Here is a 7,933-nt window from a genome sequence, read left to right as displayed (position 1 = left end):
TTCAGGCTTTTCTGACGCTGGCATTAAGCTATGTTTCAGCCATTAATGGTTAGATTCGCCACCCTTGTGCCGAGTCTGCCTTATGCGCCGTTTTGTTCGCCTGTTCCTTGTTGTGGCCGTTATCGGCGTGTTCCTGCTTGGCTGGGCCGGGCAGGAGTTTCGCTTGTTCGAGCGCGGCTGGTTCAACCTGAAGGCGTGGTGGCAGCCCGCCGAGCAGAGCATCGGCCTTGACCGCTACCGGGTAGTGGTAGAGGCGCAGCCGGTCGACGGCTTGGATGACGACCTTTCGGCGCTGACCTACGACCCCGACCGCAAGACCCTGTTCACTGTCACCAATGCCCGCTCGGAGCTGATCGAGCTGTCGCTTGAAGGCCGCATTCTGCGCCGGGTGCCGCTGACCGGCTTTGGTGACCCGGAAGCCGTGGAGTACATCGGGCCCAACAGTTATGTGATCACCGACGAGCGCCAGCAGCGGCTGATTCGCGTGCGCCTGGAGGACGACACGATGTTCCTCGACGCCGGTGACGCCGAACAGCTGACCTTGGGCATTGGCCTGAACGGCAACAAGGGCTTCGAGGGCCTGGCCTACGATTCGGCAGGCAAGCGCCTGTTCGTGGCCAAGGAACGTGACCCGATGCTGATCTATGAGGTGCATGGGTTTCCTCATGAAAACCCGGAGAAGCCCTACGCAGTGCATGTGGTGCAGGACCACAAACGCGATTCGCGGTTGTTCGTGCGCGACCTGTCGAGTCTGCAGTTCGATGAGCGCAGCGGGCACCTGCTGGCGTTGTCGGATGAGTCGCGGCTGGTGCTGGAGCTGGATGTGCAAGGCAGGCCGCTGAGTACCCTGTCGTTGCGCAAGGGTTTTCAGGGTTTGCAGGCGACGGTGCCGCAGGCGGAGGGGATTGCGATGGATGAGGCGGGGACCATCTATCTGGTCAGTGAGCCGAACCTGTTCTATGTGTTCAAGCAGTCGCCAAATTAAGCTGTTGGGGCCGCGTTGCGGCCCATTCGCAGCACAAGGCTGCTCCTACAAGGACCGCATCAGATCCAGTGCCTGCGGCCTTCTGTAGGAGAAGCCTTGTGCTGCGAATCGAGGGCAAAGCCCTCGCCGGGGACTACTCGACCTTCAGGGTCTTGACGCCTTCGCCGGTACCCAGCAGCAGTACATCTGCCGGCCGCGCCGCGAACAGGCCGTTGGTCACCACGCCAACGATGGCGTTGATCTGCGCTTCCAGTTCCACCGGGTTGGTGATCTGCAGGTTGTACACATCGAGGATGACGTTGCCGTTGTCGGTCAATACCCCTTCACGATACACCGGGTCGCCGCCCAGCTTGACCAGTTGACGTGCCACGTGGCTGCGCGCCATCGGGATCACTTCGACCGGCAGCGGGAAGGCGCCCAGAACCGGTACCAGCTTGCTGCCGTCGGCGATGCAGATGAAGGTTCTGGCCACGGCCGCGACGATCTTCTCGCGGGTGAGGGCTGCGCCGCCGCCCTTGATCAGGTTCAGGTGCGCGTCGCTCTCGTCGGCGCCGTCCACATAGAACTCCAGCTCGCTGACGCTGTTCAGCTCGTAGACCGGGATGCCATGGCCCTTCAGGCGCTGGGCAGTGGCCTCGGAACTGGCCACTGCGCCGTCGAAAGCGGTCTTGTGCTGAGCCAGGGCGTCGATGAAGAAGTTGGCGGTCGAACCGGTACCGACGCCGACAACGCTCTTGTCATCCAGCTTGGGCAGAATGAAGTCGACAGCGGCCTGGGCGACGGCCTGTTTGAGTTGGTCCTGGGTCATGCGGGCTCCGGGAGGGGCAGGGGCGGTTTCAAAGTTGCCTAGTATAACGGCTCGCACGGCTTTGCTGTGGTCGCCCGACGTAGCGCTGGGGTAGACTCCCAGCCCTTGTCCCGCGGCCCAGTGATGCTTTCCCGATGCTCGAACAGTACGTCAAGAAGATCCTCACCTCGCGCGTCTATGACGTTGCCGTCGAAACCCCGCTGCACAGCGCCGGGCAGCTGAGCAAGCGCCTGGGCAACCAGATTCTGCTCAAGCGCGAAGACTTGCAGCCGGTGTTCTCGTTCAAGATTCGCGGGGCCTACAACAAGCTGGCGCAACTGACGGCGGAAGAACTGGCCCGTGGCGTGGTCACCGCTTCGGCCGGCAACCACGCCCAGGGCCTGGCCCTGGCCGCGCGCGAGATGGGCATCAAGGCCACCATCGTGATGCCAAAGACCACCCCGGAGATCAAGATCGAAGGCGTGCGCTCGCGCGGTGGCAAGGTGGTGCTGCATGGCGACTCCTTCCCCGAGGCGCTGGCTTATTCGCTGAAGCTGGTGGATGAAAAGGGCTTTGTCTACATCCACCCCTACGACGACCCGCACACCATCGCCGGGCAGGGCACCGTGGCCATGGAAATCCTGCGTCAGCACCCTGGCCGGCTGGACGCGATTTTCGTCCCGGTGGGCGGTGGCGGCCTGATCGCCGGCATTGCGGCCTACGTGAAGTACCTGCGCCCGGAAATAAAGGTGATCGGCGTCGAACCGGACGATTCCAACTGCCTGCAGGCGGCCATGGCGGCCGGTGAGCGCGTGGTATTGCCGCAGGTAGGGCTGTTCGCCGACGGCGTGGCGGTGGCGCAGATCGGGCAGCACACCTTTGATATCTGCCGCCAGTATGTGGATGACGTGGTCACGGTCAGCACCGATGAGATCTGTGCAGCAATCAAGGATATCTACGACGATACCCGCTCGATCACCGAGCCTGCTGGCGCCTTGGGTGTGGCGGGCATCAAGCGCTACGTCGAGCTGTACGGTGTGACCGGGCAGACCTTGGTGGCCATCGATTCCGGTGCCAACGTCAATTTCGACCGCCTGCGGCATGTGGCCGAGCGCGCCGAACTGGGTGAAAAGCGCGAAGCGATCATCGCCGTCACCATTCCGGAGCGCCCTGGCAGCTTCAAGGCCTTCTGCGAAGCCATCGGCAAGCGCCAGATCACCGAGTTCAACTACCGCAAGCACACCTCTGACGAAGCCCACATCTTCGTCGGCATTCAGACTCATCCGGAAAACGATCCCCGTGCAGCCCTGGTGCAGCAATTGACCGAGCAGGGGTTCCCGGTTACCGACCTGACCGATAACGAGCTGGCCAAGCTGCATATTCGCCATATGGTGGGTGGGCATTCGGCCGGGGCCAGTGACGAGATGGTGCTGCGCTTCGAATTCCCCGAGCGGCCAGGCGCGCTGTTCAACTTCCTCAACAAGCTGGGCGGGCGCTGGAATATTTCGATGTTCCACTATCGCAACCACGGTGCGGCGGACGGGCGCGTGGTGGCGGGGTTGCAGGTGCCGGAGGAAGAGCGCCACCTGGTGCCGGCGGCGCTGGCCAAGATCGGTTACCCGTACTGGGATGAGACCGAGAACCCGGCGTACAAGCTCTTCCTTGGTTGAGCAGCTAAGCTGGGGCTGATGGCCCTATCGCCGGCAAGCCAGCTCCCACAGGTACTGCGCAGGCAGCAGGCCTTGTGATATCCCTGTGGGAGCGGGCAAGCCCGCGAAGTCGCCACCGCTAAATGGCCTGCTCAAGGACAACAGAAGCATGGAACACCTGACCACCCTGAAAACCCTGCATATCATCGCCACTGCAGTGCTGCTGCTGGGCGCCCTGGGCCTGGCGATCTGGACCGTGCGCGCCCGCCGTCATGGCGATACCGAGGCCTACGCCAAGCTGCTGCGCCGGCCTCTGGTGTTTGTCTGGCTGGTGATGGGCCTGTGCCTGGCAAGCATGCCGTTCACCGGCTGGTGGCTGGTACACCTGGTGGGCTGGCCGCTGGGGCAGACCTGGGTGCTGGCCTCCAGTGTCATCTACACCGTGGGCGCGTTTGCCGTCTGGTGGCTGCTGGTGCGGCTGAACCGGTTGCGCAAGGCTGAAGTTGTGGGGTTGCGGCTTACCTTGGCGCTGGCGGTGTTCAGCGGGGTCTGTTTCTTGTCCATCGCCGGGTTGATGGGCGCCAAGCCAGTCTGACAGTTCAGGGTTGCCTGTGCCGGCCCTTTCGCGGGTAAACCCGCTCCCACGGGGACTGCACAATGCCTGAGGGCAGCGCGATACCTGTGGGAGCGGGTTTACCCGCGAAGAGGCCAGCCCAGGAAAACTTCAATCGCGCAACGAAACCACCGGCCACCCACGCTTCCCGGCCTCGGCCCGCAACAGCGGGTCCGGGTCCACCGCCACCGCATGCGTCACCCGCTGCAGCAACGGCAAATCATTCATCGAGTCGCTATAGAAGTAGCTGTCCTCAAGATCAAAGCCGTTCTCCAGCATCCAGCGCTCCAGCCGCGTCACCTTGCCTTCACGAAAACACGGTATATCGGTACTACGCCCGGTATAGCGGCCGTCGCGCATCTCGCATTCGGTCGCCAGCAGCACGCGAACTCCAAGGCGGCGGGCGATCGGTGCGGTGACGAAGCGGTTGGTGGCGGTGATGATCAGCAGCTGGTCGCCAGCCTCACGGTGCTGCTGCAGCAAGGCCAGGGCCTTGGGCAGGATGATCGGCTCGATGCAGTCGCGCATGAAGTCGCGGTGCCATTCGTCGAGCCGGGACGCAGGCGTTGCCGCCAGGACTTCCATGGAAAAGGCCAGGTAGGCCGGCAGGTCCAGGGTGCCGTCGAGGTAGTCCTGGTAGAAACCATCGTTGCGTTGCTTGTAGGCAACCGGGTCGAGGATGCCACGCTGGCAAAGGTAGTCACCCCAGGCATGGTCGCTGTCGCCACCGAGGAGGGTATTGTCCAGGTCGAATAAAGCCAGGCGCATCGCGGTCACTCGCATCAGCCACAAGGTAGGCCCGCAGAATACGGAGTTTTCACGCTGCTGCACATAAGCTTGGCGGGCGCGTTGCTGCGCTCGCAGGCTTTGTGGAACAATGCGGTGACATGCGTTTGCGAGGTTGCTGCCGTGATCGACCCGGATGGTTTTCGCCCCAATGTCGGGATCATTCTCACGAATGATGCCGGGCAGGTGCTATGGGCTCGACGGATCAACCAGGATGCCTGGCAATTTCCCCAGGGTGGTATCAACCCTGACGAGACGCCGGAAGACGCCCTGTACCGTGAGCTGAACGAAGAAGTTGGCCTTGAACGCGATGATGTGGAAATTCTTGCCTGCACCCGCGGCTGGTTGCGTTATCGTTTACCCCAGCGCCTGGTCCGTACCCACAGCCAGCCGCTGTGCATCGGCCAGAAGCAGAAGTGGTTTCTGCTGCGTCTGGTCAGCAATGAACAACGGGTGCGGATGGACCTGACCGGCAAGCCGGAATTCGACGGCTGGCGCTGGGTCAGCTATTGGTATCCGTTGGGCCAGGTTGTGACATTCAAGCGCGAGGTGTATCGACGCGCACTGAAAGAGCTAGCACCGCGTCTGCTGACGCGCGACTGACGACGGAGTTCGACCCCGAGCCATGCTCAATACGCTGCGCAAGATCGTCCAGGAAGTAAACTCCGCCAAAGATCTCAAGTCGGCGTTGGGGATCATTGTCTTGCGCGTCAAGGAGGCCATGGGCAGTCAGGTCTGCTCGGTCTACCTGCTCGACCCGGAAACCAACCGCTTCGTGCTGATGGCCAGCGAAGGCCTGAACAAGCGTTCCATCGGCAAGGTCAGCATGGCCCCCAACGAGGGCCTGGTCGGCCTGGTCGGTACCCGCGAAGAGCCGCTGAACCTGGAAAACGCCGCCGACCACCCGCGTTATCGCTACTTTGCCGAAACCGGCGAAGAAAAATTCGCCTCCTTCCTGGGGGCGCCGATCATCCACCACCGCCGAGTGGTCGGGGTATTGGTTATCCAGCAAAAGGAGCGCCGCCAGTTCGACGAGGGCGAAGAAGCCTTCCTGGTCACCATGAGCGCCCAGCTCGCCGGGGTTATCGCCCACGCCGAAGCCACCGGTTCGATCCGTGGCCTGGGCCGCCAGGGCAAGGGTATTCAGGAAGCGCGCTTCGTCGGTGTGCCGGGCTCGCCAGGCGCCGCTGTGGGGCGTGCGGTGGTGATGCTGCCGCCGGCCGACCTGGAGGTGGTGCCGGACAAGGCCGTCGATGACATCGACGCCGAACTGAAGCTGTTCCAGAACGCCCTCGAAGGCGTGCGCGACGACATGCGCAAGCTGTCGGCCAAGCTGGCCACCCAGCTGCGCCCGGAAGAGCGCGCGTTGTTCGACGTGTACCTGATGATGCTTGAAGACGCAGCCCTGGGCGGCGAGGTGACCGAGGTCATCAAGACCGGCCAATGGGCCCAGGGCGCCCTGCGCCAGGTGGTCGGCGAGCACGTCAACCGCTTCGAACTGATGGACGATGACTACCTGCGCGAGCGCGCCTCGGACGTCAAGGACCTGGGGCGGCGCCTGCTGGCCTACCTCCAGGAAGCCCGCTCGCAGTCGCTGGTGTACGCCGACAACACCATCCTGGTCAGTGAAGAACTGACCCCGGCAATGCTCGGCGAAGTGCCGGAAGGCAAGCTGGTTGGCCTGGTTTCGGTACTCGGCTCGGGCAACTCCCACGTCGCCATCCTGGCTCGCGCCATGGGCATCCCTACCGTGATGGGCCTGGTCGACCTGCCTTATTCCAAGGTCGATGGCATCGAGCTGATCGTCGATGGCTACAAGGGCGAGGTGTTCACCAACCCCAGCGAAGTGCTGCGCAAGCAGTACAGCGAAGTGGTGGAGGAGGAGCGCCAGCTGGCTCAAGGCCTGGACGCCCTGCGCGAACTGCCATGCGTCACCCCCGACGGCCATCGCATGCCGCTGTGGGTCAACACCGGCCTGCTCGCTGATGTTGCCCGCGCCCAGCAGCGCGGCGCTGAAGGGGTAGGGCTGTACCGCACCGAAGTGCCGTTCATGATCCAGCAGCGCTTCCCCAGCGAGAAGGAGCAGCTGGCGATCTACCGTGAGCAACTGGCGTCGTTCCACCCGCTGCCGGTGACCATGCGTACCCTGGACATCGGCGGCGACAAGGCGCTGTCGTACTTCCCGATCAAGGAAGAAAACCCGTTCCTGGGCTGGCGTGGCATCCGCGTCACCCTCGACCACCCGGAAATCTTCCTGGTGCAGACCCGCGCCATGCTCAAGGCCAGCGAGGGCCTGAACAACCTGCGCATCCTGCTGCCGATGATTTCCGGGATTCACGAGCTGGAAGAGGCCCTGCACCTGATCCACCGCGCCTGGGGCGAAGTACGCGACGAGGGCACTGATGTGCCCATGCCGCCAGTGGGCGTGATGGTGGAGATTCCTGCAGCGGTGTACCAGACCAAGGAATTGGCGCGGCAGGTGGACTTCCTGTCGGTAGGGTCCAACGACCTGACCCAGTACCTGCTGGCGGTGGACCGCAACAACCCGCGGGTGGCCGACCTTTACGACTACCTGCACCCGGCGGTGCTGCAGGCACTGAACACGGTGGTGCGCGATGCCCATGGTGAAGGCAAGCCGGTCAGCATCTGTGGCGAAATGGCCGGTGACCCGGCTGCGGCGATCCTGTTGATGGCCATGGGCTTTGACAGCCTGTCGATGAACGCCACCAACCTGCCCAAGGTGAAATGGATGCTGCGCCAGGTGAACATGAGCAAGGCCAAGGAGTTGCTGGCCGACGCCTTGAGCCATGACAACCCGCAAGTTATCCACAGTTCGCTGCAATTGGCCCTGAAGAACCTTGGGCTGGCGCGGATGATCGGGCCTGGGGCCAATAAGACCCTGTGAATGTGATGTTGCCTGTGCTGACCTCTTCGCGGGTAAATCCGCTCCCACAGGGACTACTACAAGCCTGAGGCCTGTGCTGAACCTGTGGTAGCGGATTCACCCGCGAAGAGGCCCGCCCAGGCAACACCGAAGGTTCAGACCACCAGCTCAACTTCCCCCAAATGCCCGCCAAACGGCCCGAAACTGCGCTCGATCAGCCGCCTTTTGC

At 63.0% G+C, this 7,933-nt stretch carries 7 protein-coding genes; 5 read left to right on the top strand and 2 right to left on the bottom strand.

What is annotated here, in order from left to right:
- The first annotated feature begins 82 nt into the window (after positions 1-82).
- A complete protein-coding gene (locus HP546_RS22220; protein ID WP_172229480.1) occupies positions 83-985 on the top strand; it encodes an SdiA-regulated domain-containing protein in 903 nt (300 codons plus the stop codon).
- 133 nt (positions 986-1,118) lie between these two features.
- On the opposite strand, the gene rpiA is transcribed toward HP546_RS22220, so the two are convergent.
- Positions 1,119-1,793 (bottom strand): ribose-5-phosphate isomerase RpiA, encoded by a 675-nt coding sequence (gene rpiA / locus HP546_RS22215; RefSeq protein WP_172229478.1) that lies wholly within the window; start codon positions 1,791-1,793, stop codon positions 1,119-1,121.
- Between the two features lie 134 nt (positions 1,794-1,927).
- Here rpiA and ilvA point away from each other — a divergent pair, with 134 nt between their 5' ends.
- The gene (gene ilvA / locus HP546_RS22210) at positions 1,928-3,442 is read left to right on the top strand and encodes a threonine ammonia-lyase, biosynthetic (RefSeq protein WP_172229476.1); all 1,515 of its coding nucleotides are present in this window, start codon (positions 1,928-1,930) and stop codon (positions 3,440-3,442) included.
- A gap of 148 nt (positions 3,443-3,590) precedes the next feature.
- Complete coding sequence (locus tag HP546_RS22205; RefSeq protein ID WP_172229474.1) at positions 3,591-4,016, top strand: DUF2269 domain-containing protein; 426 nt, start codon at positions 3,591-3,593, stop codon at positions 4,014-4,016.
- A gap of 129 nt (positions 4,017-4,145) precedes the next feature.
- Here the strand turns inward: HP546_RS22205 and HP546_RS22200 are convergent, their stop codons facing one another.
- Positions 4,146-4,802 carry an HAD family phosphatase gene (locus tag HP546_RS22200; protein WP_172229472.1) on the bottom strand — a complete coding sequence of 219 codons (657 nt, stop codon included), beginning with the start codon at positions 4,800-4,802 and terminating at the stop codon, positions 4,146-4,148.
- A gap of 141 nt (positions 4,803-4,943) precedes the next feature.
- On the opposite strand from HP546_RS22200, the gene HP546_RS22195 reads away from it, so the two are divergent.
- Entirely contained in the window at positions 4,944-5,423 is a 480-nt protein-coding gene (locus HP546_RS22195; protein WP_003249017.1) for an RNA pyrophosphohydrolase, read from the top strand.
- A 22-nt stretch (positions 5,424-5,445) separates the two neighbouring features.
- Positions 5,446-7,725: a phosphoenolpyruvate--protein phosphotransferase gene (ptsP, locus tag HP546_RS22190; RefSeq protein WP_172229469.1), complete on the top strand. Its 2,280-nt coding sequence runs from the start codon at positions 5,446-5,448 to the stop codon at positions 7,723-7,725.
- Positions 7,726-7,933 lie beyond the last annotated feature (208 nt).

Origin of the sequence: Pseudomonas sp. CM25 (assembly GCF_013179705.1) — a bacterium.
GTDB lineage: Bacteria > Pseudomonadota > Gammaproteobacteria > Pseudomonadales > Pseudomonadaceae > Aquipseudomonas.
Note: the sequence above shows the minus strand (reverse complement) of the source record. Positions and strands in the feature narration are given on the sequence as shown.